The sequence below is a fragment of the Chromobacterium sphagni genome, assembly GCF_001855555.1.
In the GTDB taxonomy this organism is placed as follows: domain Bacteria; phylum Pseudomonadota; class Gammaproteobacteria; order Burkholderiales; family Chromobacteriaceae; genus Chromobacterium; species Chromobacterium sphagni.
Genome location: NZ_MKCT01000017.1, coordinates 175192 through 197579, shown reverse-complemented (window position 1 = coordinate 197579; position 22388 = coordinate 175192). Strand labels below are relative to the sequence as shown.

The 22388-nt window shown below is 59.1% G+C and carries 23 protein-coding genes and 1 pseudogene; 15 read left to right on the top strand and 9 right to left on the bottom strand.

What is annotated here, in order from left to right; genetic code table 11:
• Positions 1-44 precede the first annotated feature (44 nt).
• Positions 45-410, bottom strand: coding sequence for a DUF805 domain-containing protein (locus BI344_RS22815; RefSeq protein WP_083370144.1), 366 nt, complete (start codon positions 408-410; stop codon positions 45-47).
• A gap of 204 nt (positions 411-614) precedes the next feature.
• On the opposite strand from BI344_RS22815, the pseudogene BI344_RS09180 reads away from it, so the two are divergent.
• From BI344_RS09180 to BI344_RS23805, 4 genes and pseudogenes are all read left to right on the top strand, one after another.
• A pseudogene (locus BI344_RS09180) lies at positions 615-1142 on the top strand (amino acid--tRNA ligase-related protein); the annotation flags it as partial.
• A 186-nt stretch (positions 1143-1328) separates the two neighbouring features.
• Positions 1329-1682, top strand: a complete 354-nt coding sequence (locus BI344_RS22810; RefSeq protein ID WP_206600353.1) for a type II toxin-antitoxin system HigB family toxin — start codon at positions 1329-1331, stop codon at positions 1680-1682.
• Complete coding sequence (locus BI344_RS22805) at positions 1679-2089, top strand: helix-turn-helix domain-containing protein (protein ID WP_083370143.1); 411 nt, start codon at positions 1679-1681, stop codon at positions 2087-2089. The genes BI344_RS22810 and BI344_RS22805 overlap by 4 nt, the downstream gene beginning before the upstream one ends.
• Before the next feature lie 382 nt (positions 2090-2471).
• The gene (locus BI344_RS23805; RefSeq protein ID WP_139166936.1) at positions 2472-3497 is read left to right on the top strand and encodes a hypothetical protein; all 1026 of its coding nucleotides are present in this window, start codon (positions 2472-2474) and stop codon (positions 3495-3497) included.
• Positions 3498-3888: 391 nt separating this feature from the next.
• Here the strand turns inward: BI344_RS23805 and BI344_RS22800 are convergent, their stop codons facing one another.
• Together BI344_RS22800 and BI344_RS09175 are read right to left on the bottom strand one after the other, a co-directional pair.
• Positions 3889-4341 (bottom strand): hypothetical protein, encoded by a 453-nt coding sequence (locus BI344_RS22800; protein ID WP_083370142.1) that lies wholly within the window; start codon positions 4339-4341, stop codon positions 3889-3891.
• Positions 4342-4420: 79 nt separating this feature from the next.
• A complete protein-coding gene (locus BI344_RS09175) occupies positions 4421-4684 on the bottom strand; it encodes a helix-turn-helix domain-containing protein (RefSeq protein ID WP_071112649.1) in 264 nt (87 codons plus the stop codon).
• 268 nt (positions 4685-4952) lie between these two features.
• Here BI344_RS09175 and BI344_RS09170 point away from each other — a divergent pair, with 268 nt between their 5' ends.
• From BI344_RS09170 to BI344_RS25185, 3 genes are all read left to right on the top strand, one after another.
• A complete protein-coding gene (locus BI344_RS09170) occupies positions 4953-5369 on the top strand; it encodes a DUF1484 domain-containing protein (protein ID WP_071112648.1) in 417 nt (138 codons plus the stop codon).
• An 82-nt stretch (positions 5370-5451) separates the two neighbouring features.
• Positions 5452-5610 (top strand): DUF1484 family protein, encoded by a 159-nt coding sequence (locus tag BI344_RS26100; RefSeq protein ID WP_420912601.1) that lies wholly within the window; start codon positions 5452-5454, stop codon positions 5608-5610.
• An 82-nt stretch (positions 5611-5692) separates the two neighbouring features.
• Positions 5693-5851 carry a DUF1484 family protein gene (locus tag BI344_RS25185; protein ID WP_239690868.1) on the top strand — a complete coding sequence of 53 codons (159 nt, stop codon included), beginning with the start codon at positions 5693-5695 and terminating at the stop codon, positions 5849-5851.
• Between the two features lie 278 nt (positions 5852-6129).
• On the opposite strand, the gene BI344_RS09165 is transcribed toward BI344_RS25185, so the two are convergent.
• The gene (locus BI344_RS09165) at positions 6130-8025 is read right to left on the bottom strand and encodes a flagellar assembly protein A (protein ID WP_071112647.1); all 1896 of its coding nucleotides are present in this window, start codon (positions 8023-8025) and stop codon (positions 6130-6132) included.
• A 509-nt stretch (positions 8026-8534) separates the two neighbouring features.
• On the opposite strand from BI344_RS09165, the gene BI344_RS09160 reads away from it, so the two are divergent.
• From BI344_RS09160 to BI344_RS09145, 4 genes are all read left to right on the top strand, one after another.
• On the top strand, positions 8535-9149 hold the full coding sequence (locus tag BI344_RS09160; protein WP_071112646.1) for a histidine phosphatase family protein: 615 nt from the start codon (positions 8535-8537) through the stop codon (positions 9147-9149).
• 192 nt (positions 9150-9341) lie between these two features.
• Positions 9342-10088, top strand: a complete 747-nt coding sequence (locus BI344_RS09155) for a hypothetical protein (protein ID WP_083370140.1) — start codon at positions 9342-9344, stop codon at positions 10086-10088.
• 291 nt (positions 10089-10379) lie between these two features.
• A complete protein-coding gene (locus BI344_RS09150) occupies positions 10380-10769 on the top strand; it encodes a hypothetical protein (RefSeq protein WP_071112644.1) in 390 nt (129 codons plus the stop codon).
• Positions 10770-11173: 404 nt separating this feature from the next.
• The gene (locus BI344_RS09145; protein WP_071112643.1) at positions 11174-11641 is read left to right on the top strand and encodes a GNAT family N-acetyltransferase; all 468 of its coding nucleotides are present in this window, start codon (positions 11174-11176) and stop codon (positions 11639-11641) included.
• A 73-nt stretch (positions 11642-11714) separates the two neighbouring features.
• Here the strand turns inward: BI344_RS09145 and BI344_RS09140 are convergent, their stop codons facing one another.
• Positions 11715-12938 (bottom strand): MFS transporter, encoded by a 1224-nt coding sequence (locus BI344_RS09140; protein WP_071112642.1) that lies wholly within the window; start codon positions 12936-12938, stop codon positions 11715-11717.
• A 95-nt stretch (positions 12939-13033) separates the two neighbouring features.
• Between BI344_RS09140 and BI344_RS09135 the strand changes: the two genes are divergently transcribed.
• From BI344_RS09135 to BI344_RS09120, 4 genes are all read left to right on the top strand, one after another.
• The gene (locus BI344_RS09135) at positions 13034-14014 is read left to right on the top strand and encodes a LysR family transcriptional regulator (RefSeq protein WP_071112641.1); all 981 of its coding nucleotides are present in this window, start codon (positions 13034-13036) and stop codon (positions 14012-14014) included.
• Positions 14015-14269: 255 nt separating this feature from the next.
• Positions 14270-14458, top strand: coding sequence for a hypothetical protein (locus BI344_RS24785; RefSeq protein WP_071112640.1), 189 nt, complete (start codon positions 14270-14272; stop codon positions 14456-14458).
• A gap of 284 nt (positions 14459-14742) precedes the next feature.
• Positions 14743-16359, top strand: a complete 1617-nt coding sequence (locus tag BI344_RS09125; RefSeq protein ID WP_071112639.1) for a methyl-accepting chemotaxis protein — start codon at positions 14743-14745, stop codon at positions 16357-16359.
• 338 nt (positions 16360-16697) lie between these two features.
• A complete protein-coding gene (locus tag BI344_RS09120; RefSeq protein ID WP_071112638.1) occupies positions 16698-17459 on the top strand; it encodes a DUF2076 domain-containing protein in 762 nt (253 codons plus the stop codon).
• A 313-nt stretch (positions 17460-17772) separates the two neighbouring features.
• On the opposite strand, the gene BI344_RS25795 is transcribed toward BI344_RS09120, so the two are convergent.
• The 4 genes from BI344_RS25795 to BI344_RS09100 all read right to left on the bottom strand — a co-directional run bounded on the left by BI344_RS25795 (position 17773) and on the right by BI344_RS09100 (position 22297).
• Positions 17773-19191, bottom strand: coding sequence for a carbohydrate-binding protein (locus BI344_RS25795; RefSeq protein ID WP_071112637.1), 1419 nt, complete (start codon positions 19189-19191; stop codon positions 17773-17775).
• 168 nt (positions 19192-19359) lie between these two features.
• On the bottom strand, positions 19360-20634 hold the full coding sequence (locus tag BI344_RS09110) for a DSD1 family PLP-dependent enzyme (RefSeq protein WP_071112636.1): 1275 nt from the start codon (positions 20632-20634) through the stop codon (positions 19360-19362).
• On the bottom strand, positions 20631-22016 hold the full coding sequence (locus BI344_RS09105; protein WP_071112635.1) for a D-arabinono-1,4-lactone oxidase: 1386 nt from the start codon (positions 22014-22016) through the stop codon (positions 20631-20633). Before BI344_RS09105 ends, BI344_RS09110 begins: the two co-directional genes overlap by 4 nt.
• Positions 22013-22297 carry a c-type cytochrome gene (locus BI344_RS09100; RefSeq protein WP_204378031.1) on the bottom strand — a complete coding sequence of 95 codons (285 nt, stop codon included), beginning with the start codon at positions 22295-22297 and terminating at the stop codon, positions 22013-22015. The genes BI344_RS09105 and BI344_RS09100 overlap by 4 nt, the downstream gene beginning before the upstream one ends.
• Positions 22298-22388: the final 91 nt, after the last annotated feature.

Genomic DNA, 22388 nt, shown 5'->3' with positions numbered 1-22388 from the left:
CCTTTAAACGCGGTCTATCTCCTATCTCATGTCGCCAATCAAATTTAACCGAATCTATTTTTACCTAGAGTACCGGGAATGACCAGTATCGCCAAAAAGAAGAAAACCCCAAATGCTGGAATAAGATTCAAAAGCACATAAAAGCCGCTTCTATCCATATCATGCCAGCGCTTGATTTTCAGTGTAAAAAAACTCCACATGAAAATACCAATGAATGGATATACCAAAAGCATCAAAACTGGGGAGATTGAATACAGCAACGGTATCAACACTGCAGTAAAAGTTGAAAAGGCCACAAAGAGCCCCAACAGGCCAAGCAAAAATGGCCATCGAGAAATACGGCCCCCAAAGCTAAACCAGAATCGAGTAAATTTTCTTTGTTCAAAGAAATAGTTTAAAGCATCTAGCATAGTGTTCTCGGAAAAATATTGTTATTCGCTCAGCTGATCAAACGTCGCCTCAAAATAGCTGAATGTATTGGAATGCGCCGGCCACGGACAACCGGTTTTAGTAGGAGTAACCCCCGGCCGCCAAACTATGGTGTGCTCGTCATTATCGCATACGCCATACCGCCTATGGTTAGACAATAGTCTAAACCTCTTCCCGACCACTCCATAGAAGCGATCAAGTACTACAACCCGCAATACACCGACGCGTAGCTGTCCGACTCCGCCTGGGTGGCCAGCGAGGTCAAGCGCCTGGGCGGCAAACTGCCGCCGGCGCCCGGCCTGGGCAGCCTGCAGCTGGCGCTGTTCGAAGAATGCGCCGAATCGCTGCTGTGGAACCCGACCTTCATCGTCGACTACCCGGTTGAAGTCTCCCCGCTGGCTCGCGGCTCCGACACCCAGCCGGGCCTGACGGAGCGTTTCGAGCTGTTCATCGTCGGCCGCGAGCACGCCAACGGCTACTCGGAGTTGAACGATCCGGAAGACCAGGCCGCGCGCTTCCAGGCGCAAGTCGCCCAGAAGGACGCCGGCGACGACGAGGCGATGCACTACGACGCCGACTACATCCGCGCGATGGAATACGGCCTGCCGCCGACCGGCGGTTGCGGCATCGGCATCGACCGTTTGGTGATGTTGTTGACGGATGCGCCGTCGATTCGGGATGTGATCTTGTTCCCGCAGATGCGTCCGGAGTAAGCTTTAGCAAGCTTACATTGGGCTAAAGAGAAAGCCGCTCACTGCAAGGTGGGCGGCTTTTTCTATCCCCCTGCCCCATACTCAACAGAAACCTTGCAGGTCAGCACTAGGCTGTCAGTGTCTGTGACTACGGCCACACTCAGTACGACAATCAAGTAACAATGGGTGCATCTGGTGAGTGCATTCATGCGTACCTTCCGCTATGATCACAAGACTCCTTGCAAATATCTCAACTTGAGATACGATGACGCCATGCGCCTGATCAGCAACAAAAAACTGCTCGATTTTTCAACTCATCATCCGAGTGCACGCATCCAATTGCAAGCATGGCGGCGCATCATCGAGAAGAACTCATTTGCAAACCATTCTGAACTTAAGAACACCTTCAATAGTGTCGATAAAGTAGATGAACTTTATGTTTTCAACATTGGAGGCAACAAGTATAGACTCATCGCATTTATCATGTTTAAAAAACAAACGCTATACGTAAAGCATATTTTAACTCATAGAGAATATGACCAAGGAGGCTGGAAATCATGAGCGCCTACCTTAAAAAAATTCAAACCGCGTGGGAAGTTTTTGCCAAAGAAACTCAAATCGGTCCGATTCGAGATGAGCAGCACTACGAATCAATGCTATCAAAACTCGAAGAATCTCTAACCAGTATTAATGGCGACGAAAACCACCCACTGTGGGAGCTTGCCGAGTTAATGAGTGAGCTTGTGCATTGCTATGAAACTGAGCATCATCCAATTCCCGAAGCTTCAGGAGTTGATGCTCTTCGCTTTCTTATGCAAGAGCATGGACTCTGCCAAGGTGATCTACCTGAAATTGGAAGCCAAGGTGTAGTATCTGAAATATTAAACGGTCACCGTGAACTCAACTTGCGCCAAGTGAAAAACTTAGCAGAACGTTTTGGTGTTAGCACTGATACTTTCATTAGCTAATAAAGTGCCTCTTGAGATGCTTCCATGACAGGAAGCATTTTTATTTAAATTTAACTATATACTGACAAGTCTAAGTTATACAAATCTTAAAATTTACACACAAGACATGCAAGTACGCCCTCTGTCCGTGGAAAACTACTAAATCTCCATTCCACGCAGCGCCGAGTAACTGATACTTTAAAATCTTGAGCTAGCTTCCGAGACCAGCTTGAACTGATAAACATAGATATGTCGGTTCGACTCAGCCAATAGGCATGGCCGCGCGAATTAATACTAAAAGCTCACAAAGAGAGGAAATATTATTCTCAAATATATTCTCTGTAAAATATTAGGATTAACATTATTCAAATCTCGCAACAGTCTCTCAGACAGCATCCCCACATTGTTTTACAATGATGACATTCCAATTGCCCCTCTAAAAAACCATGAAAAAGAATTGCTATCCATAATAAGGAAGCTTTCCCAGTCTACCTCCTCAGATGGAACCAGCCAGATCGACATTTCGATACTGATTACTGCAACATTCAAGCTCTCACTAACAAACCTGGAGAGGTTAGAGCGAACTATCCGCTGGGGCTTCTCTGAAATAATCGAAACACCCACGACACCTCACTCAAGTGCTGAAAAACCAATTAGCCGTCCTTTAAGCTGGTTGGATCTATGTCACGGAAGTGGGTTTCAGCGAGAAAAAGCTTTACGCGCTACACTTGGCCCCGCCCCCAATGCTTTTTTCTTTGCCATTGCCATGCGTCGGCTTAATGACTGGGCTCCCAAGGTTAGAGAGGCGGCCCGTGAAAGACTGTCCGCTATCGCAGAAAATACAAATCCAGAATTTGTCGCAGAAGTTCTATGTGCCACCTTGCCGCACTGGGTCTCTTGGGGACGCATAGAAGAGGAAGATAGGCAAGTTTTATTGGAAATTGCCTCTATCAATCAGGTGAGCGAATCTCTCAAAGAAAAAATCATGTCAGCCACATCAGGCCCAATGGCATCTGTACTAACACAGTTAGGCCGCAGGGATATATTTGATTTTCACCTCAACGATATTTCGAAAAAAGCCTTACAACCATCTGTTCGAGCAAAAGCCTATCGCTATTTACTGGAAGGAAAGATTACTTGGTGTGCAGGCAGAGAATGGCAATGGATTGATCAGCGCTACGGAAAAGGACGATTCAATCCCATACTATGTAATCGAGCCTTAACTGTCGTGACGCCATTCTTGGAGACATTACAGTCCGCTGCTGTCGATCGTTCGCCAATAGTCAGGCGCGTAGCTGGCGAAATTCTTATTTTCAATCTAGACAGACTCGGCGATGCAGCCTTTCCTCTTGCGGAACAACTGGCATCAGACTCTTCCCCATCTCTAGCTGAACGCGGACGATTTATTTTGCAAGAGTTGGAAAAATAAAATTGAATAGACCCGTTGAGCTTAACCACGAAAATCCCAACGTTTACCGAGCAATACAGATTGGTTTTGTGTCCGCTCCGCGGACAGATATTTTAGTGCCGGTTCCGCCCGGCAGGACGGGTCTATTTCTTTTGCTTCGCCAAAAGAAATGGACGAAAGTAAAGGCGACCCAACAGCGCTGCGAAACCCCGCCCCAAAGCTATTTTCAAGGAGCCGCCGGAACTAGCCGCGCGCGAGCGTCGCGCGGCGTCGAACAACCGGCGTCTTAAAACCTTGAAAATAGCTTCGGAGTCGGCTTGCGCTGATGGGATAGGGGCAAGTCGGTTCGGTTCTACTGAAACGGAAAAACTATACAACCATGAACCGTTATGGAACGATAAAGATTTTCCATCTAATCCTCATCCTCAATCACCACAACTAAAGCCTTTAGATTATTTTTTATAATCAAACAGCTATCGAATGTTGAATTTGTTGCAGGATCATAGCCTCCTGCCCAATTAAAATTATGCATTCCTTTTGTATTCGTTAAGAATCCAGCAGGATCAATTATTCTACTTAAAATTTTTCTCCAAAAAAATTCTGCCATCTTCATAGACATTAAATCTATTGAATGAGCCATATCATGGGTCATTAGATAAACAAACTGCTCCTTGGCCTCGACTTCACCAATTTTATGCAATTGAACTGATGAGTTAATTCCATGCATTGGAAACTGATTAAACAACCAACCTAGCTCATTTATCTGGCTCAGCGAATAAGTTTCGAATAACCGCACACAACCACAATTACGAGCGATATCAATTTTAGACTCAAGGCCAACAAGCTCCTCAAGGGGATTGAGCATTACTTTTAAATATCTCTTAGTTAATAACTAAACATAGCAGCGGACTAGCCAAGCCTTACAAGTTACACACCTTGCACGACTATTTATTCGCCTTGTCCAGCAGCCCGCCAAACATCTCCGGGTCTACCAAGTCTCTCAGCGCCACGCCCAAGGCGTCAGCCAGTGCGCCCATGTTGTCGATGGAGACATTGCGCTCGCCACGCTCGATCTCCGAAACATAGGTTCTGCTCATTCCCGCCTGCAAAGCCAATGCCTCCTGCGACACATCCTGCAGGCGTCTGGCAATCCGCAGGTTGCGGGCGAAAACCGCGCGGGCGGTTAAGGGTTTCGTTGTGTTTTCCATACCCCGATAGCATCAGCGCTTGCCAGCGCTCAAGCCACACGTTATGATTTGCAAAATGTTAACTATAAGTGACTTTTTGATAGTTATTGATATCTCCATGACACTCATTATGTGCTATGTCCTGCTTTGCCAGCCACACATGGAGGTGCTTATGCAGAAAATTCCCATTCCTTGATCTACAGCGCTTTGCCGCTGCCGCTCTGCCTTGACCACATCCAAAGCGTTCCAACCATCCACGACAACGCTCAATCAGAATGAGGGTTTTGCCATGCCTAGCATCACCCGCAGTTCCCCGCGCCTCGCGCTTTCCCTGAACAACCATCACCCCGCCCGCAGCCGCTGGCTGCTGCACAATCAAGTCCCCACCCATCCGCCCAGCCTGCTGGCCATGACCCGGCTGCATGAAGCCTTCGCCGCCTTGCAGGAGCAATTGACCGGCAAGGACCAAGCAAAGGTAAGAGAGCCGGCCGCGCGCGTGGCGCATCTGTGCCGCGACATCGAGCAGGCGGTGGTGGAGTCCATCTGCCACCTCGCCCACGGCCAGTTGGGTTTGCAATCGGTGATTGATCTGCTCGCTTGCCTGGGCGACGACGTCCGCCTGCCGTCCAGCCGCATCAAGGAATTGCTGGAGCCGCTGGATAAACGCATGGGCGAATCGCTGACTCTGCTCACCCGCGTTTTGTAAGCCGCGTTCCATAAAAGCCAACAGCCTGTCCGCTTCCCAGCGGCAGGCTATTTTTGATTTCGCGGAATGCCAAGGCGGTGCAATGCCCGGCTGGAAGGTAGTTACATCCAATCGTTTCAAGCCGGGTATTGCACCCTACTCTTACGACGTGCGCCTGCCATCCAGCCGCATCACGGAGTTGCTAGAGCCACTGGACAAACGCATGGGCGAATCGCTGACTCTGCTCACCCGCGTTTTGTAAGCCGCGTTCCATAAAAGCCAACAGCCTGTCCGCATCCCAGCGGCAGGCTGTTTTTGATTTCGCGGAATGCCAAGGCGGTGCAATGCCCGGCTGGAAGGTAGTTACATCCAATCGTTTCAAGCCGGGTATTGCACCCTACTCTTACGACGTCCGCTTGCCATCCAGCCGCATCACGGAGTTGCTGGCGCCGCTGGACAAACGCATGGGCGAGTCGCTGACGCTGCTCACCCGCGTGCTGTAAGCCCTGGGCTATACAAGCCAACAGCCTGCCCGCTTCCCAGCGGCAGGCTGTTTTTGATGTTGCGGTACACCGAGGCGGTACAATGCCCGCCACGAGGGTTGCCTCACCAGAATGTTTCTGGCCGGGTATTGCACCCTACGCTTGCCACATCCACCTGCCATCCAGCTGCATCAAGAATTACCGGACGCGGATGGGTAGCTTCTTGACCTTGCCGATCAGGGAGCGGCAAACCCTGTCAAGCGCGCCAACCTCGCCAGGCCGATTGGTCCGCATCGCTATCAGTTTGCGCGGCGCGTGGTGTAGCGCCAGGTGAAGCAGCCTTCGTGGTCGGCAAACAATTGCACGGTCTGGGCATCGGACGTGCGCAAACGCGCCCGCAATTTATCCAGCGGGAGCGCGGCCAGAGCGGGAGCCTCGACAGGCAGCGTCAAGGCGCGGACTATGGTTTCGCCGGTGAGTTCTTCTAATTTGCAGCGTATGCCGGCCTCGGCGGCTTCGCGCGCCGCGTCCAGCTCTGCGGTCTGGGTGCCGATGGCGGATTGCGCGTCCTGCAGAGACTTCAAGCCGGCATTGAGCTGGCTGAGTTGCTTGAGTTTCGGCGCAAGCTGTTCCGACATGCGTTTCCAGCTGGCTTGCTGTTCCGCCGATAATTGCAGTTCGCCTTTCTTGAGGCGGGCCGCCAGCCCGAAATAACGCTTGAGTTCCTCGGTTTCAGCCAGCGCCGCCCGCGCTTTTTGCATGATTTCAATCTTTTGCAGGCAATCTTGTTCTTGCTTTTGCAGGGCTTCTAGCTTGCGGGTGAAACCGGACAAATCCGGCAGCAAGATGGAAATCGCCGTTTCCTGATTCGCGCGCGCGCCAGCCTTGCCGATATGAAGCTGTTTGGCCGCGATGGCGCAGCCCATCGCGCGTTCGATATCGACATCCTCGGCCAGAATGACGCAGCAGCTTGCCTCGGCGATGCGCACTTTGCGGGCGATCACCAATGCATTTTCGGCGCGATTGAGCGTTATCTCGCCATGCTCGGCGCGCACTTGGGCATTGGATACCAGGCCCTCCACGCTGATCGGCCCGGCATCGTTCAGCAAGACGCCGCCCACTAGATTCTCTTTCAGCAGGATGCGTCCGCCGGTTGAGCGAACCGTGCCGTATACATTGTTGAACATGGTCAGGTTCTTGCCGGTGACGGTGCGGCGCTCCTGCACTTCGCCATGCTCTTCGTACTCATCGCCCTGCAGCGCCAAATCGCCGGTGGTGCGGACGCTGACCCCGTCGCGGTTGATGATTTTGTCGACAACCGATATCTGGTTGGTGGCGCTGTCTATGTTGAGGAAACCGTCATTGACCGCGACGATGCATTCATTGCCATCCTTGTCTATCCGCACCTCGGTGCCGGTGCCGCCCAGCGTGTCCAGCTCAAAGTCCCGGGCTTCGGCCGCGCTGATGAGGCCGCCATCGATGGCGCGTCCGGGCCGGCCGGGAATGCACGGCGTTTTCATCAGCAGCACGGTATTCGCTTTGATTTGCGGGTAGCGGTTCTGGAACTGCGTCAGATCGACGCGTCCATCGGCAAGCGTGCGTGGATGGTCATCGCGATGCATCGCCGTCGTCTGCTCCTTCACCCCGGCATCCACCCCGGGAACAGGCGGGCGCGGGCTGGCAATGCGGTAGCGGCCGGTCTTGCGCTGGGCGAGGATGTCGCCGATCGCCGCTTCGTTCAGTCCGAAGCGCACGCCCTGCTGCCACAGATAAGCGACCAGTTCGTCGAACTGCAGTTGGGTCGGGGCGGTGTAAACCTCTTCGCGGCTGCCGACAATGATGTCGTGGCCAGCCTGGTCCTTGCCGTAGACCGGCACCTCGACGCTCTGCGTCAGGTAAATCTGCTCGAACAGGTACTCTGCGCCCCCTTCCACCTCGGAAACTCCGCGGTAGAGCGAGCGCCGCTCTTCCGGGAAGGGCAGGATGGACTGCGCGATGCGTTGAGGCGGCGCGGAACCGACGTTGGCCGGGTCGAAGTCGTATGCATAGTGGCAAAGCTGCGAGTAATTGAGCCCGGATAGATAAAAGCCGGCCGCAAACAGCTGATCGATCGCTTGGAGACAGCCTCCAGCCGAAGCCAAGACGCCGGGCGCGATGAAAAGTCCATCGTCGCGGACCTGAAAGAAATCGGACAAAGTCAGTTGCTGGCTGGAATCGGACGGTCGGACTGTCCTGGAGGGCTGGGGTTTCGGGGGATCTGTCGTACTTGCCATGATCTCGCCTGCCTGGACTCTTCGCTGAGTATCCGTCGCGGCCCTGGGGTTGCACACAGCCGGCTGCGACCATCTGTTTGCTTGAAATTGAAAACCACTCCTGCTTTAGAAATGTAGCAAACTCTCGCCCGTTTTGCTGGCTTTGCGCCAGCGGCGCGCCCGGAATGCGGGTGCCTCGCCGCCGCATTCACGCCGCAAAATCCGCCAGGATCTGCCACAACCGCCGCTAGCCGCAACCTGCGCCCTGGCCGCTCTGCGCTTGCCCGCAGGCCAGCACCGCGGCCATGCTGCTTGGGCCGCTGCACGGCCTTGGCGCCAAGAACGGTCTCTGGCAGCATCGCGCCCGCCATTCACGATAATGACATTGTCTTGCTTTATAACCCTGTTGCGCGCCGCGCATCGATATCCCACATCCAACAAGGAGAAACTGCATGAACACATTCTTTTCACGGGCCCGCCGCACCGTGCCGGCAATCTTGCTGCTGCTGGCCGCCCACGCCAATGCGGCCACCGAAACCATCGTGATGATCCGCCACGGCGAAAAGCCGGATCAGGGCCTGGGGCAACTGACTTGCCAGGGCCTGAACCGCGCGCTGGCGCTGCCCAGGGTGCTGACCAGCGCCTTCGGCACGCCGGACGCCATCTTCGCGCCCGATCCCGCCACCCAGGTGTCGGACTCCGGCAGCAACTACTACTACGTGCGCCCGCTGGCCACGATAGAACCCACCGCAATCAGCCTGGGCATGCCGGTCAACACCGGCTACGGCTTCACTCAGACATCCGACTTGGCCGCCAAGCTGACCGGCGCCGGCTACGCCAACGCCACCGTGTTCGTCGCGTGGGAACACAAGAAGATCGTCACGCTGGCCAAGCAGATTTTTGCCGATCTCAAGCAGTCCGCCAATATTCCATCTTGGTCCGGATCGGACTTCGACAGCATCTACGTCATCACCATCAACGGCTCCGGCAGCCAGCGCAGCGCCTCGTTCTCCATCCAGACACAGGGCTTGAACGGCCAAAGCACCGTCTGCCCCGGCGCCAACTAAACGCCTGCCGGCCCGGCTCATCGGCAGCGGTTAGCTAAGCCTGCCAGCCGGGCTGGAGGGTGTGAACAAGTCAAAATCCACATGGCCGAAATAACAGTCCACCAAAAATGATATTGTCATTTATTCATAATAAACAGTAGCATCGCAAAGCTGTGAATCATCTGGTACCAACCCAACCACAAGGAATATGCGATGAAGAAACTATTGTGTGCGATGGCTGCCTGCTTGATGCTGTTCGGCTTGTCGGCCCAGGCCAAGTCCTTGGCCTCCGGCCAAACGCTGTCCCTCAACGACCGGATCTACTCGGACAATGGACAATACTTCCTCACTCTGCAGACAGACGGCAATCTGGTGTTTTACGGCCCCAGCGGCGCGCTGTGGGCTAGCAACACTGTCGGCAGCGGCGCCATCCGCGCCATGATGCAGCCCGATGGCCATTTCGTGCTCTACCGCCCCAACGGCGCGGTGGCATGGCAGCTCAACACCGGCTGGGCAGGCACCTTCCTCAATGTGCAGAGCGACGGCAACCTGGTGTTTTATCGCCTGAAGCCCGTCTGGGACAGCCATACCAGCGACCCGGCCACCATGCAAAATCTGCCCTCGCTGCAATTTACGCCGCCGGCGCATTTCGCGCCGGGCAGCAGCTACACTGTCGGCCAATACTTTCTGATCTTCCAGACCGATGGCAACCTGGTGCTGTACAAGAATGGCAGCCAGATTATCTGGTCCAGCGGCACGGCTGGGTCGGGCGCAACCGACATCTGGATGCAGGCCGACGGCAACTTCGTGATCTACACCAATGGCCGGCCGGTTTGGCAGTCCGGCACTGCCGGCACGCCCAATCCCTTCCTCGCCATGCAGGCGGACGGCAATCTGGTGGTCTATGGCCAACTGCCGGTATGGGACAGAAACAAGGGTCCGCTGCCGCAGGCTCGATAAGGCGGCGCGCGATTCAGGTTTAGCCAAGCGCGCGGCAATCCCGAAGGCGGAAACAACACTAGCCATCCTTGGCAAGCCGGACGGCGAACCAGCCGCCGCAGTAAAAAACAGCCAGTCCACCATGAGGTGGCCTGGCTGTTTCTCATTGCTTTGCCATCCAATTTGGATCACGTTTTATAGAAAATAGATACTGTAAGACCTAGCAGGGCACGACTCTCACTCCATCAACTATAGATTGATGGCAGGGCTCTCTACTAATCAACCACTGTCGTAGTTTTAGGAGAATCAGTCATGTCGTCCGTACCGCAAACCGGGAATTATATTTCCGCAGACAAGAATTTCACCTTCAAGATCACTTCGGCCAATCCGGCCAATGGCGTAATCACTGGGGTCTATCAAGCGAACTACAGCCCTATCGGTTCGTTCCATACCGAAGGCGACGTTGGCCATTACGGCTGGGTCTTCAACAAGGGACAAGGCAAGGATGGCGTAGCGCCGTTCAACCTGTCATTTGGCGGCAGCCAACGTCCGGACGGCCGCGCCTACAATATTGTCGACAGCTGGAACGGCGCCTACCTGACCAACAATACCATTTTGGCCGAAGGCTCCCGCGCCTTCGTCAATAGCGACGGCGTCATCCAAGTCGGCAGCCTGGGCACGCAGATCTTCACCCTGGCATAAGGGCATGGCGCGGGCGGGCCTCCGGGTCGCGCCCGCGCTCGGCAAAACACCCCCTCTCACATCCGCGCTTTTCCTGAACCCTGCTCTCCTTCCCTACCCAAGTTTTCCGCCGGCGAAACCGCTTGCGCCAGCCGAGAATCCGGAATTGGCGTTCCCACGCCTTGCCGCGCCGCAAGACACGCGATGCGCTGTAACCGCGACTGTCGGTCTTTTTCAGTGTGCTAGCGCTCCACATTATGTCTTTTGCATTAAAATGATCCATTCGACTCGACACCACCCGGCTTAAGCGCAATTCACGGTCAAGCCATGCCGGCAACGGCATGGCAGCCCGGCTACCGCCAGGAGTGTGCGCCGCCGCGCCTGCGCAAGGCGGGTATAACATCATCAATGGATAGAGGTGCAGAATGTGGAAGGATATTGTTGTCAGACCAGCGGAACAGAACGATTACCAAGCCTGGCGACCGCTGTGGGATGGCTATAACGCGTTTTACGGCAGGAGCGGCGAGACGGCGCTGTCGGAAGAGATTACCCGGCAGACCTGGGCGCGCTTTCATGATGACGCGGAGCCAGTCAACGCGCTGGTGGCCGAACATCAGGGGCGGATCATCGGCCTCGTCCATACCGTCATTCACCGCAGTACCACGCGGCTGGCCGATGTCTGTTATCTGCAGGATTTGTTCACCGTGCCGGAAGCCCGAGGGCAAGGCGTGGCGCGCGCGCTGATCAAGGCGGTCTACCAGCAAGCCACCGCGCGACAATGCAATCGGGTCTACTGGCAGACCCATGAAACCAACCAGACGGCGCGCGCGCTTTACGACAAGGTGGCGGAGAACAAAGGCTTCATCATCTACGGGCTGGAATTGCCCGCGTAACCGGCGAACACCATCGCGTGCGCAAGGCAAAGCCCGGCCGGATTGGCCGGGTTTATTTAATTGCGGTACCGGTTTATTTCCACCGCCCCATCCGTACCGCCAGGGCTGCCAGCGCCAGCAGAGCGGCCACTGCGGTGACGGCAAGCCAGCCCCACTGGGCCAGCAGCAAGCTGCCGCAAACCGCGCCGGCGGCCATGCCGATGAAGATGCTGACAAACAGCACGGCATTCAGGCGACTGCGGGCGCCGGGCTCGATGCCGTAGACGATGGTCTGATGCGCGATCAGCGAAGCCTGCACGCCCAGATCGAAACCGATGGTGCCAATGCCAAGCAGCCACAACTGCGCAGCTAGACTGAGCATCGGCGCCAGACACATGGCGGCGAAAGAAAGCGCGGTCAGGCCCGCTCCCAGCCGTGCCACCACCGCCGGACCGCGGCGGTCGGCCAGATGCCCGGCCATCGGCGCGGCAAGCGCCCCGGCGGCGCCGGCCAGGCCGAACGCGCCGGCGGCGGCGCTGCCCAGATGGAAAGGCGCGGCATGCAGCATCACCGCCAGCGTCGACCAGAAAGCGCTGAATCCCATCGACAGCAAGCCCTGGGCAAGCGCCGCCTGGCGCAGGTTGGCGTGCCGACGCAGCAAATCCCACAACGAAACCAGCAATTGTCGATATGGCAGCGTGGTGGTCGGGGCAAACTTCGGCAGCCAACGCCATGCCGAAACGCCGATCAGCGCCACCCCTGCGGCGGCGAGCATGAACATGCTGCGCCAGCCCCAATGCTCGGCCACCAGTCCGCTCACCACGCGGGACAGCAGAATCCCCATCAGCAGGCCGGTCATCACCGTGCCCACCACCTTGCCCCGGCGCTGCTCATGCGCCAGGCTGGCCGCCGCCGGCACAATGTCCTGAGCGACCGTGGCGGTCAGGCCGATGGCTAGGCTGGCGGCCAGCAGGCAAGCCAGCGAAGGCGCCAGGCTGCAAGCCAGCAGAGCCAGCACCAGCAGCACCGACTTCAGCAGAATGATGGCGCGCCGGTCGTGGCGGTCGCCCAGCGGCGCCAGCAACAGAATCCCCAGCGCGTAGCCAAGCTGGGTCAGCGTCGGCACAAAGCCTATCGCCCGACTGCTGGCGCCGATATCGGCAGCCAGGATGCCCAGCATCGGCTGGCTGTAGTACAGCGAAGCCACCGACAATCCGGCTCCGGCCGCCAGCAGAAAAGTCAGCGCCCTGCCTGGCTGGCCGGTACCGGCGGAAGTGGCGGCAGAAACTTGGTCATGCAATTTTTGGATGGAAGTCATGGCGGCGTGCCCCAGTTAACAAGTGCATGGAGTTTGCATTCCGCCGTGGGTAAAGGGTAGTAGGCCGACACGTAGATTTGTTATACATTTTACGTATGAAAAAACCCGTAATCGCCGATCTGCGCCCGCAACAGAGCGCTAGCCTACCGGCCAATGCCGGCGACCGCCTGGAACTGATGCAGACTTTCGTCCGCATCGTCGAAGCCGGCAATCTGTCAGCGGCCGCCCAACAACTGGGCACCACGCAACCAACGATCAGCCGCCGGCTGCAGACCCTGGAAAAGTCGCTGGGGATGAAATTGTTGCAACGCTCCACCCACAGCATGCGGCTGACCGACGACGGCGAGCGTTGCTTTGCCCGCGCCAAGGAATTGCTGGCCAACTGGGCGGCCTTCGAGTCCGATCTGAGAGGCGCCCGCGAAGAACCGGAAGGAATCTTGCGCGTGGTGGCGCCGCATGCCTTTGGCCAGGAGCGGCTGATCCATCCCCTGGCCGACTATCTGCGGCGCTATCCGCGCATGAAGGTGGAATGGCTGCTGCACGACGACAGCTCGATCCAGGATTTCATCGCCGCCGGCATCGACTGCGCCATCCAGGTGGGCGAGGTGACCGACTCGTCGCTAGTGGCCATCAAGCTGGCGGAAGTGCCGCGCATCGTGGTGGCGTCGCCGTCGCTGCTGCCGGACGGCGTCATTCCGCAAAGTCCCGCCCAGCTGGCCGGCCTGCCGTGGCTGGCGTTGCGAACCTATTACCGCCACGAAATCAGGCTGCGCCGGATAGACAGCGGCGAGGAGGCGCGCATTCCAATAGAGCCGCGCATGAGCACCGACAGCTTGTATGCGCTGAGGAGCGCGGCCGCGATGGGGCTGGGCGTGGGAGCGGGCTCGGCATGGGTGATGGCCGAGGATCTGGCGGCCGGACGCCTGGTCCAACTGGCGCCGGCCTGGCAGGCCTCTGCGCTGCCTGTCAGCCTGGTTTATCCCTACAGTCGCTTTTATCCGGCGCGGCTGCGCTGTTTTGTCGAAGTGATGCGCGCGGCGCTGCCGGATGCGATTCAGGCCGATAAAAAGCCTTAGCCCCCCAGGCGGCGTTTGTCGACAAGCCGGAAAACGGCAATGGCGGCCTGCCAAATTGAGAAAACGGCAGGCGGACAAAACCGTACTGAATTGGAAAAGGCCGACTCCGCCATGGCCTGGCTCTTGCTACCCGAATGCGCGCATCCGCGCAGACTGCGATCCGCACAGCGATCAAAGGCGTAGGCTTGCTTATCGCAGTCAAAACCCAATCAAACCCACGCCTCCGAAATTGATCAGACATGCCAAAAGCAAATAATGCAGAAAAAAATGGAAAATGTGCAGTGCAGAAAGATGGCCGCGCCTCGGCAAGAAAACCAAGCGCTGTGGCGCTGCGGAATCAACAGGAGGCAGGGCTGCGACGCCCTGCGTCTGAGGAACCAGGCTGCGCTGCTTGATGAAATCGGGGAGTGCCGCAGAAATTCTTTTCAAGAAACCATCGAATGAATTGCGGGAAAGCAATATCCTCGCCGCGGTTCGTCATTCTGAGTATTCATAAGCCAGTTGATAAAAACCATCTGGAAAATTAAAAAAATTCCCCTTAAATTCCACTCCGCCAAGACAGTTATCCCCCATCGAATAAATGGCCAAAATATCGCTCTGCATAAGTAGAATTACCAGTCAGGTCCCCATTTAGGATTAGTTTATTAACCAAAATGGCAATTGCCGCCCATCCATTCATGGACTAGAAAAATAGAATACCATGCTCGACAAAGACGGAGTCAAATGCCATGACCGTATCCAAAAAAATCTTGCTGCTCATTCTGCTTTCCATCCTGGCCTTGATAGGCATCAGTTCGTTCAGCCTTTACGTCCAATCAAAACTGGCTACCACCGCCACCAACTTCGCCACCAACGACTATCCCAGCCTGACCGCCATGGACAAGTTCAGCAATGCCGTCTCCTCGCTGCGCCTGGCTGGCCTGCAGGACTTGACCTCGGTGAACCCGGCCGACCAGGCCATAGCCAAAGCCAACGTCGAAAAGGAATACCAGGGCGCCAAAGCGGCTCTGGCCGAGTACGACAAGATGATCAACGACGATGTGGACCGCGGTCTCTACCGCAACGATGCCCAGTTGCTGGACAAGTATTACACCGCGCTGCAACCCATGCTGGCGGCAGCAGAGCACAGCGACATGGATGGCGCGCGCAAGATCAGGGCAAACAAGGTGACTCCTGTCGGCAACGAGCTGCGCCAGGCGATTGTGGCGCACATCGACTACAACCAGCGCTATGTCAACAAGGAGGTGGCCGATGCCCAATCCCTGATCGACTCATCGCGCAATATCAGCATCGGCGCCACCCTTCTCCTCACGCTGCTGCTGGGCTTCATCGGCGCGCGCAGCTTTCTGTCCATCACCCGGCCGCTGAACGAACTCAACAACGTGATGAACCAGATAGGCGAAAAGCTGGACTTCACGCTGCAAGTGAGAGTGCACAACCCCAATGACGAAATCGGCAATACCGCCACCACCTTCAACCAGTTGATGGACCGCCTGCGCCGCAGCCTGAGCCATATCTCGGAAAACTGCGGCAAGGTGTCCGGCTACACCTCGGACCTCGCCCGCACCGCCGGCAATGTGCTGACCGCCGCCCAGCAACAGAACGAGGCCTCCGCCGCCATCGCCGCCACCATGGAGCAGCTGACTGTCAGCATCAATCATGTGGGCGACCGCGCCGAGCACAGCAATGTCCAAACTGGCGAAGCCACTCGCCATGCCGGCAATGGCCAGCAGGTGATCGCCAAGACCGCGGAAGAAATTCGTTCCATCTCAAGCACCGTTGGCCATGCCAGCAACAGCCTGACCGAGCTGGAAGAGCAAAATGGCAGGATTGCCAGTTCGGTCAGCAGCATCAAGGACATTGCCGAACAAACCAATCTTTTGGCGCTCAACGCCGCCATTGAGGCGGCCAGGGCCGGCGAAACCGGCCGCGGCTTCGCCGTGGTGGCGGATGAGGTGCGCAAGCTGGCGGAACGCACCGCCACCCTCACCAGCGAGATCGACCAGGTGATCCGCGGCGTCACCGACACCTCGCGCAAGACCACCTCTCGCATGAGCGAAACCCAGCAGTTGGTTGAATCCGGCGTGATCCGCGCCGACGAAGCCATGGCAGCCATCGGCGAAATTGGCAAATCGTCCAATACCGCGCTGCAGATGGTGGGCGAGATCGCCGACTCCATCAGGGAACAGGCGATTGCCTGCAACACCATCGCCGGGCAGGTGGAGAAGATCTCCCAGATGGCCAACCAGTCGAGCACCGCGGCGAAAGAGACTGCGGACACCGCGCAATCCCTGGATGACGCCATGCAGACAATGAACAAAGTAGTTGCCCGCTATAAGCTGTAACCACAGACTCTTGCCGGGATGGTTTCAAGATTGCGGACAGCCCATGAATGAGCTAGCCGCTTTTGCTTCCCTCTCGGCAGGACGCTGCCGCTCCCATCCCCCATGCCGATGCGGAAAACGCTAGCAGCCATGATGAACGGGCATTGGTCTGGCCTGATCTCCGCCGATGCCAGAGTTGTCCAATGCTACTATTCACACTCGCGCCGCAACCGCACATCCGTCACTGCTGAAAAACCCTAAATCCATATACAATACGTTTACAAATTAATTTGGCATTTTTTTGCCGGAATGAGCATCAGGCTGCGCCATCCCGGCCCGTTCAACCCAGAAAGACCATCATGTCGCCGCAAGAAACCCAAGCACTGCAAAATTTCCTGAACCAACTGGTACAAACCCGTGGCGTGGCCAAAGACCCGCAAGCCAACGCCGCCATCACGCAGGCTGTGGCCGCGCAACCCGACGCCGCCTATCTGCTGGTGCTGCGCTGCATGCAGCAGGAACAGGCGCTGAATGCCGCCAAGGCGCAGATCGCCCAGGTGCAAAACGATCTGCAAGCCGCCCGCAGCGCTCCCCCGGCCACCGCTGGCGCGCCCGGCACTTTCCTTGACCCTAGCCCCGGCGCCGCCTGGAGTGGCGCGCCCGCCGCGCCGCGTCCGGCCGCCCCGGCTCCCGCCTACCAGCAGCCTGCGCCGGCTTACCCTCCGGCCGCGCCTGCCTACCAACAACCGGCTCCGGCATATCAGCCACCCGCGCCGGCCCAGCGTTCCGGTTTTCTGAGTGGCGGCGTCGGCAGCTTCCTCGGCAATGTAGCCACCACCGCCGCCGGCGTAGCGGCCGGCACCTTCCTGGTGCAAGGCATTGAAAGCCTGTTTGGCGGCAACGAGCACAGCGGCCACAGCGGCGGCGGCGGTTTTGACCATGGCTCAAGCCAAGGCTTTGCCGAACACGAAGCGCCGGTGGAGCAGTACATCACGGTCAACAACTACTACGAGTCCGACTCCGCCGGCGGCTACCAACAGGCATCCCAATCGCAGGACGACTACCCGTCGGTGTCCGACACTTCCGACGACACCGCGGATGACAACAGCGACTACGTCTAAGCGTCTGCGCAGGCTTGGCAGCGCACACCACGCTCAAGCCTGGCGATGACAGATCGGCCCCGCGCGGCTTGCCCGGGGCCGATCGCGTTTCCGCGCCGCGATGCGATGCGATGCCGGCAGGTGTGCGATCAGCAGGAGAATAACGGCGATCAGCAGCGAACGCGCGCCATGATTAACCGCCATCTCTTAGCCAGCCGACAACCGCGAGCGCGCCGGAGCCTGGCCATGGCGGAAACGCAGGCCCGATGCATAAGCGCAAGGCCGCTAAATGAAAAACCGCCGCATCCGCGACGGTTTTTCCATCCGGCGGCGCCTAGATCAGCCGCCACAGCGTGATGGCGGCGTCCGGCATCCAGCCCGGATTCGACTCATGCGCCTGCAGGCACTGGTAACGGCGGCCCTGGTAGCTGACGCCATCGCCCACCTGGTAGTAATGGCCGTTCCACCATTCCGGAAAATCCGGCTCGCCCCCTCCGCCTTCGGTATGCGCAACCACGCTGTTGCTAGGCAAAGATTCGCGGCCGGCCTCATCCAGCGCCGTCGCTTGGTAACGGTAATCCATACCGGGCCGCAAGCCGTTGTCGCGATAGCTGGTGGAAGTGGTCAAGCCCACTGCCTGGCCGTCGCGGTAGACACGGTATTGCGCCACGCCGACGGGCGCCTGCCAGTTCAGCGCGACAAAATCCTCGCCCGCTTCGCTTGCGCGCAGATTGCCCGGCGCGGCAGGACGCTCTCCCTCCGCTCCGCCTTCCAGCAACGGCGCGTAATCGGCGATGAAGCCCCAGTCGTACGATGCGCCGGCGGCATTGCGGCCACCGTCCCAGTTGACCGACCAGGTCATCAGGCCGCGGATCGGGTTGCCGGCCGCCTCCAGCCGGCTCAGCGCGCCGAACACCGCCTCTGGATCACGGACGAAGCCGGTGGCGGCGGCATCGACGTTGGCCGGCAGGCCGATGGCGAACTTGTCGGCCGGGATGCGCAGATAGCCGCGGGTGCCATGGATCAGGCTGTCGGTCAGGTAGTACAGGAAGTCTTCCTTGTGCTCGTCGTCGCTCTGCGCCAGCCACATGTTCAACTCGTCCACCCATACGCCGTCACCGCCCTGATTGTAGTATTGCGGAGCGATGAAATCGTAGTAGCCGTCCAGCGCCGCGAGATAGGCCGCATAGGCGCCGTCCGGCTTCAGGTAGGGAAACTCCGGCGCCATGCTGATGATGAAGTGCAGGCCCTGCGCCGCGTAGTGGTCCTTCACCCGCTTGAGCGCGGCCGGGATCACCGTGGCGTTGTCGGCGGCGGAAATCGCGCTCTGCTCCAGGTCGATGTCCAGCCCGTCGAAGCCGTAGGTTTCCACCAGCCGGATGATCTCTTCCGCCAGCGCGCCTTCCTGCCCGGCGTGCAGCTCGATATGAGCGTCGGCTCCGCCCAGCGAGATCAGCACCGACCGCTCCTGGCGGTTCAGCTCCGCCACCTGGGCGCGGAAGGCTTCGTCGCTCATATCGTACGGTTTGAAAGTCGGGATGCCGGCGCCCTTCATGAAAGCCACCGCTACCACGCCGTAATCCTCTGGGATGTCGGTGAGCGCCATATCCGCCGATTGTCCCCGTTGGTAGCCGTTGCCGGGCGACGATGGCCAGTTATGCCAGAAACCCATGATGAAACGGCCAGGAAGCTGCGGCATCGGCGATGCGTCGTCAGCCAGCGCGCGGCGCTCGGGTTTGGCGAATAGGTTCATGCATGACTCCTTTGCGAGTGGAAGGATCAAGGAACGGCTCCGGCCGGTTGCGGCTTCACCGCTGCCCTAACTGAGCCATCGGCATGGTATGGCCAGGACCGGAAAAGGGGTGCTGTCCCTTCAGCCAGCCACGACCGCTTTGCGATCCGCGCGCCGCCGGCATCGACACTAGCCGGTGGCTGGCAAAACCGGCCACATCTCGCTTATCCGGCCATGCTCGTATACCGCGATGTCGCCGAATTGCTGCAGCACCGCCTCGCTCTGGCGCGGGCGGAAGAACACCGTATCGTCCACCGCCAGCGCCTGGCGGCCGGAACCCAGCAGAACCTGCTGGTTGGATGAGGCGCCGTACAAGCCGCTGCCGCTCAGGCCCGGCGGCGAGACTGGGTCGGCCAACCAGTTGCCGCCATAAATGAAATAGCCGCGCCGGGCGTTGTCGTCCCAGGCGCGCAGCAGGCCGCCCAGCCATTCCACGCCGTAGGGCAGCTCGAATGGCGCTTGCGCCTTCAACACCGGCGCGGCGATGAAGCAGGCCGGCTGCAAGTCCGCCAGCATGGCGCTGTCGAAGCCGCTTGGCTTGACCATGGCCGAACCCAGCGCCACTTCGTTCTCCACGCCGGAACCGTCGTACAGCCGGTAGGTCGGCGAACCGCCGGCATTGAAACATGGCGTCTTGGCGCTGCCGAACACCCCTGGCCTGGCTCTCACCTCGTCGGCGAAAACCGCGTACCTCGCGCGCGCATGGGCGTGGGCCTGCTCGCGCAGGCCGGGCAGATTGGGAATTTTGGCGACGTGGGCGTCGTAGCCCATCAGTCCGGCCCATTGCAGCCGCGGTTCGGCCTGCACGATGTCGAGCATGCTCCGCATCGTCTCCAGGCTGGCGATGCCGCCGCGGTGCAGACCCACGTCTATCTCGAAATTGACTCGCAGCCGCAGATCCTGGCCGCGCGCCAGCTCGCGGTATTGCGCCAACCGCTGCGGGGTGTCCACCAGCCATTGCAGTTGCCGCTCAGGCTGGAAGCCGCGACCATCGAACTGACGGTAGAAAGCCAGCGCCGCCGGCGCCGGCAACGGCTTGCCCAGCAGGATGTCGCGATCCTGCCGCGCCATCGCCAACAGCTGCGGCAGGCTGAACAGCATCTGCCTTTGCGTGCCGGCAAGGCCCGCCACCTCTTCCAGCAAGGCCGGGCAAGGCAGCGACTTCACCACCACCCGCAGCGGCAGGCGGCCATTCAGATTGCGCAGAATCTGCCGCGCGTTGGCGTGCAGCCGCTCGCGGTCCAACACCAGCGTCGGCGTGCCGATGCCGGCCTGCCGCAACGCGGCGGACAATTTGCGGAAATAGCCGTCATGCGGACCGCCGCGCACCGCCGGCCGGAGAGCGTATGCCGCGGCGGCAAGCGCGCCCAAAGCGCAAGCGGCCAGCACTTGGCGCCGGTTCATGCGCGGATCCCGAATACCTGGCGCAGATGCGGATTGAGCAGGCGGCCCTTGGGATCGAACTGCCGCCGGAGCTGCAGAAAATCGTTCCAGCGCGGATACAGGGCGGCGAAATCGATAGCCCGGTGCGCATGCAGTTTGCCCCAATGCGGCCGGCCCTGGTATTTGCGGAAGATGGGCGCGATATCGCTCACCAGATAGTCGTAGGCTTCGCCCGCCGCGGCATGCACGGCGATGGAGCAGGAGTCGCGCTGGTAGAAGGGGCTGAGCCAGGCTTCGTCGGCCCCGACGAAGCGGAACTCCAGCGGGAAGAACACCTCGTTGCGCTGCTCAAGCTTGCGTATCACCTCGCGCACGCAGCGGATGCCGGCCTCGCGCGGCACATGGCATTCGGACTCGTTGAACGGAGTGGGCCGGGCGGTGGACAGCAGGCGCCAGGACTTGTCCAGCGCCAGCTCGGTCTGCGCCGGGTCTATCAGCTTTTGCGCCACCCAGCGCCGCAGGTCGGGCACGCGGCCCAGCCAGTCGCGCAGCCGGCGCAGTTCGCGCAACATGTCCTCGTCGTTCGACTCCGGGTGGGACACCGCGCCGCCGGCCCGGACGTCATGGGTGATCGCCGCCGCATAGCCGGTGAAGGGCAGGTAATAGAATTCGAAATTGCGATGCTGCCGCGCCAATTCCGGAGCCGCCTCCAGCAGCTGGGCCAACGGCCTCAACCAGACCTTGCGTTGCAGATAATAAGCCGGCACCACGCTGATGGTGGCCTGGGTGACCACTCCCAAGCTGCCCAGCGACACCCTGGCGGCCTGCAGCAGCTCCGGATCCCGGTCCCGGCTGAACTCCAGCGCCTCGCCCGCCGGCGTCAGCAGCCGCAGCGCCAACACATCGGCGTGCAAGGCTTGCAGCCGCGCGCCGGTGCCATGGGTGGCGGTGCTGATGGCGCCGGCGAAGGTCTGCACATCCACATCCGGCAGATTGCGCAGCGCCAGGCCTTGGCCATCCAGCTGCCGCGACAGCTGCGCCAGCCGGGTGCCCGCCAGCAGCGTGGCGGTCAATGCCGTCCTGTCTTGCGCCACCACGCCCGACATCCGGTCCAGCGACAGCAGCCGGCCCGCGGTGGGCACCAGCGGCGAAAACGAGTGCCCGGAGCCGACGCAACGCAAGGCGGCGTCGTTGCCGCGCAGCAGCGCCGCCAGCTCGGCCTCGTCCGCCGGCATCTCCAGCGCCAGCGCCTGGCAGCGGTTGATGCCGGTCCAGCTGCGCCAGCGGTAAGCGCTGGCGGATCCGGCGGCGGCTTGCGTCCCTCCCCGGCCGGCGATGCCGGCCAGCATCGCGGCGGAGCCCAGTTGCAGCCAGCGTCGGCGGGTCATCGCGAGTGGTTTCATTGATTGGCTCCGGTTGGCGCGCCGGCCATGAAGACGATCAGGCGTTCCAGTTCGTCGTCGCTGCAGTCATTGCAATAGCCTTGGGCCGGCATCGCCTGGAAACCGTCGCGGACATGCGCCAGCAAGGCCGGCATGCCTTGCCGCAGCCTGGGCTCCCAAGCGGGGGCAAAAGCGGTCAGCGGCGCCTGGCTGGCGGGCGCGCCATGGCAGATCAGACAGGAGCGCTGATATTTTTCCGCCAGCCCCGCGTCGCCGGGACGCAAGGCCTCGGCTTTTTGCATATCCGCCGCTTGCGGCCTGGCCTCCCGGCCGCCGCAGGCTGCCAGCCCCAGCGCAATGGGCAAACAGACCCACCACCACGCGCCAGTTCCT

What these genes read in the sequence shown, in the direction of transcription:
- BI344_RS22815 (WP_083370144.1), bottom strand. Translation starts at nt 410, where the DNA reads ATGCTAGATGCTTTAAACTATTTCTTTGAACAAAGAAAATTTACTCGA.
- BI344_RS22810 (WP_206600353.1), top strand. Translation starts at nt 1,329, where the DNA reads ATGCGTACCTTCCGCTATGATCACAAGACTCCTTGCAAATATCTCAAC.
- BI344_RS22805 (WP_083370143.1), top strand. Translation starts at nt 1,679, where the DNA reads ATGAGCGCCTACCTTAAAAAAATTCAAACCGCGTGGGAAGTTTTTGCC.
- BI344_RS22800 (WP_083370142.1), bottom strand. Translation starts at nt 4,341, where the DNA reads ATGCTCAATCCCCTTGAGGAGCTTGTTGGCCTTGAGTCTAAAATTGAT.
- BI344_RS09175 (WP_071112649.1), bottom strand. Translation starts at nt 4,684, where the DNA reads ATGGAAAACACAACGAAACCCTTAACCGCCCGCGCGGTTTTCGCCCGC.
- BI344_RS09170 (WP_071112648.1), top strand. Translation starts at nt 4,953, where the DNA reads ATGCCTAGCATCACCCGCAGTTCCCCGCGCCTCGCGCTTTCCCTGAAC.
- BI344_RS26100 (WP_420912601.1), top strand. Translation starts at nt 5,452, where the DNA reads ATGCCCGGCTGGAAGGTAGTTACATCCAATCGTTTCAAGCCGGGTATT.
- BI344_RS25185 (WP_239690868.1), top strand. Translation starts at nt 5,693, where the DNA reads ATGCCCGGCTGGAAGGTAGTTACATCCAATCGTTTCAAGCCGGGTATT.
- BI344_RS09160 (WP_071112646.1), top strand. Translation starts at nt 8,535, where the DNA reads ATGAACACATTCTTTTCACGGGCCCGCCGCACCGTGCCGGCAATCTTG.
- BI344_RS09155 (WP_083370140.1), top strand. Translation starts at nt 9,342, where the DNA reads ATGAAGAAACTATTGTGTGCGATGGCTGCCTGCTTGATGCTGTTCGGC.
- BI344_RS09150 (WP_071112644.1), top strand. Translation starts at nt 10,380, where the DNA reads ATGTCGTCCGTACCGCAAACCGGGAATTATATTTCCGCAGACAAGAAT.
- BI344_RS09145 (WP_071112643.1), top strand. Translation starts at nt 11,174, where the DNA reads ATGTGGAAGGATATTGTTGTCAGACCAGCGGAACAGAACGATTACCAA.
- BI344_RS09140 (WP_071112642.1), bottom strand. Translation starts at nt 12,938, where the DNA reads ATGACTTCCATCCAAAAATTGCATGACCAAGTTTCTGCCGCCACTTCC.
- BI344_RS09135 (WP_071112641.1), top strand. Translation starts at nt 13,034, where the DNA reads ATGAAAAAACCCGTAATCGCCGATCTGCGCCCGCAACAGAGCGCTAGC.
- BI344_RS24785 (WP_071112640.1), top strand. Translation starts at nt 14,270, where the DNA reads ATGCAGAAAAAAATGGAAAATGTGCAGTGCAGAAAGATGGCCGCGCCT.
- BI344_RS09125 (WP_071112639.1), top strand. Translation starts at nt 14,743, where the DNA reads ATGACCGTATCCAAAAAAATCTTGCTGCTCATTCTGCTTTCCATCCTG.
- BI344_RS09120 (WP_071112638.1), top strand. Translation starts at nt 16,698, where the DNA reads ATGTCGCCGCAAGAAACCCAAGCACTGCAAAATTTCCTGAACCAACTG.
- BI344_RS25795 (WP_071112637.1), bottom strand. Translation starts at nt 19,191, where the DNA reads ATGAACCTATTCGCCAAACCCGAGCGCCGCGCGCTGGCTGACGACGCA.
- BI344_RS09110 (WP_071112636.1), bottom strand. Translation starts at nt 20,634, where the DNA reads ATGAACCGGCGCCAAGTGCTGGCCGCTTGCGCTTTGGGCGCGCTTGCC.
- BI344_RS09105 (WP_071112635.1), bottom strand. Translation starts at nt 22,016, where the DNA reads ATGAAACCACTCGCGATGACCCGCCGACGCTGGCTGCAACTGGGCTCC.
- BI344_RS09100 (WP_204378031.1), bottom strand. Translation starts at nt 22,297, where the DNA reads ATGCAAAAAGCCGAGGCCTTGCGTCCCGGCGACGCGGGGCTGGCGGAA.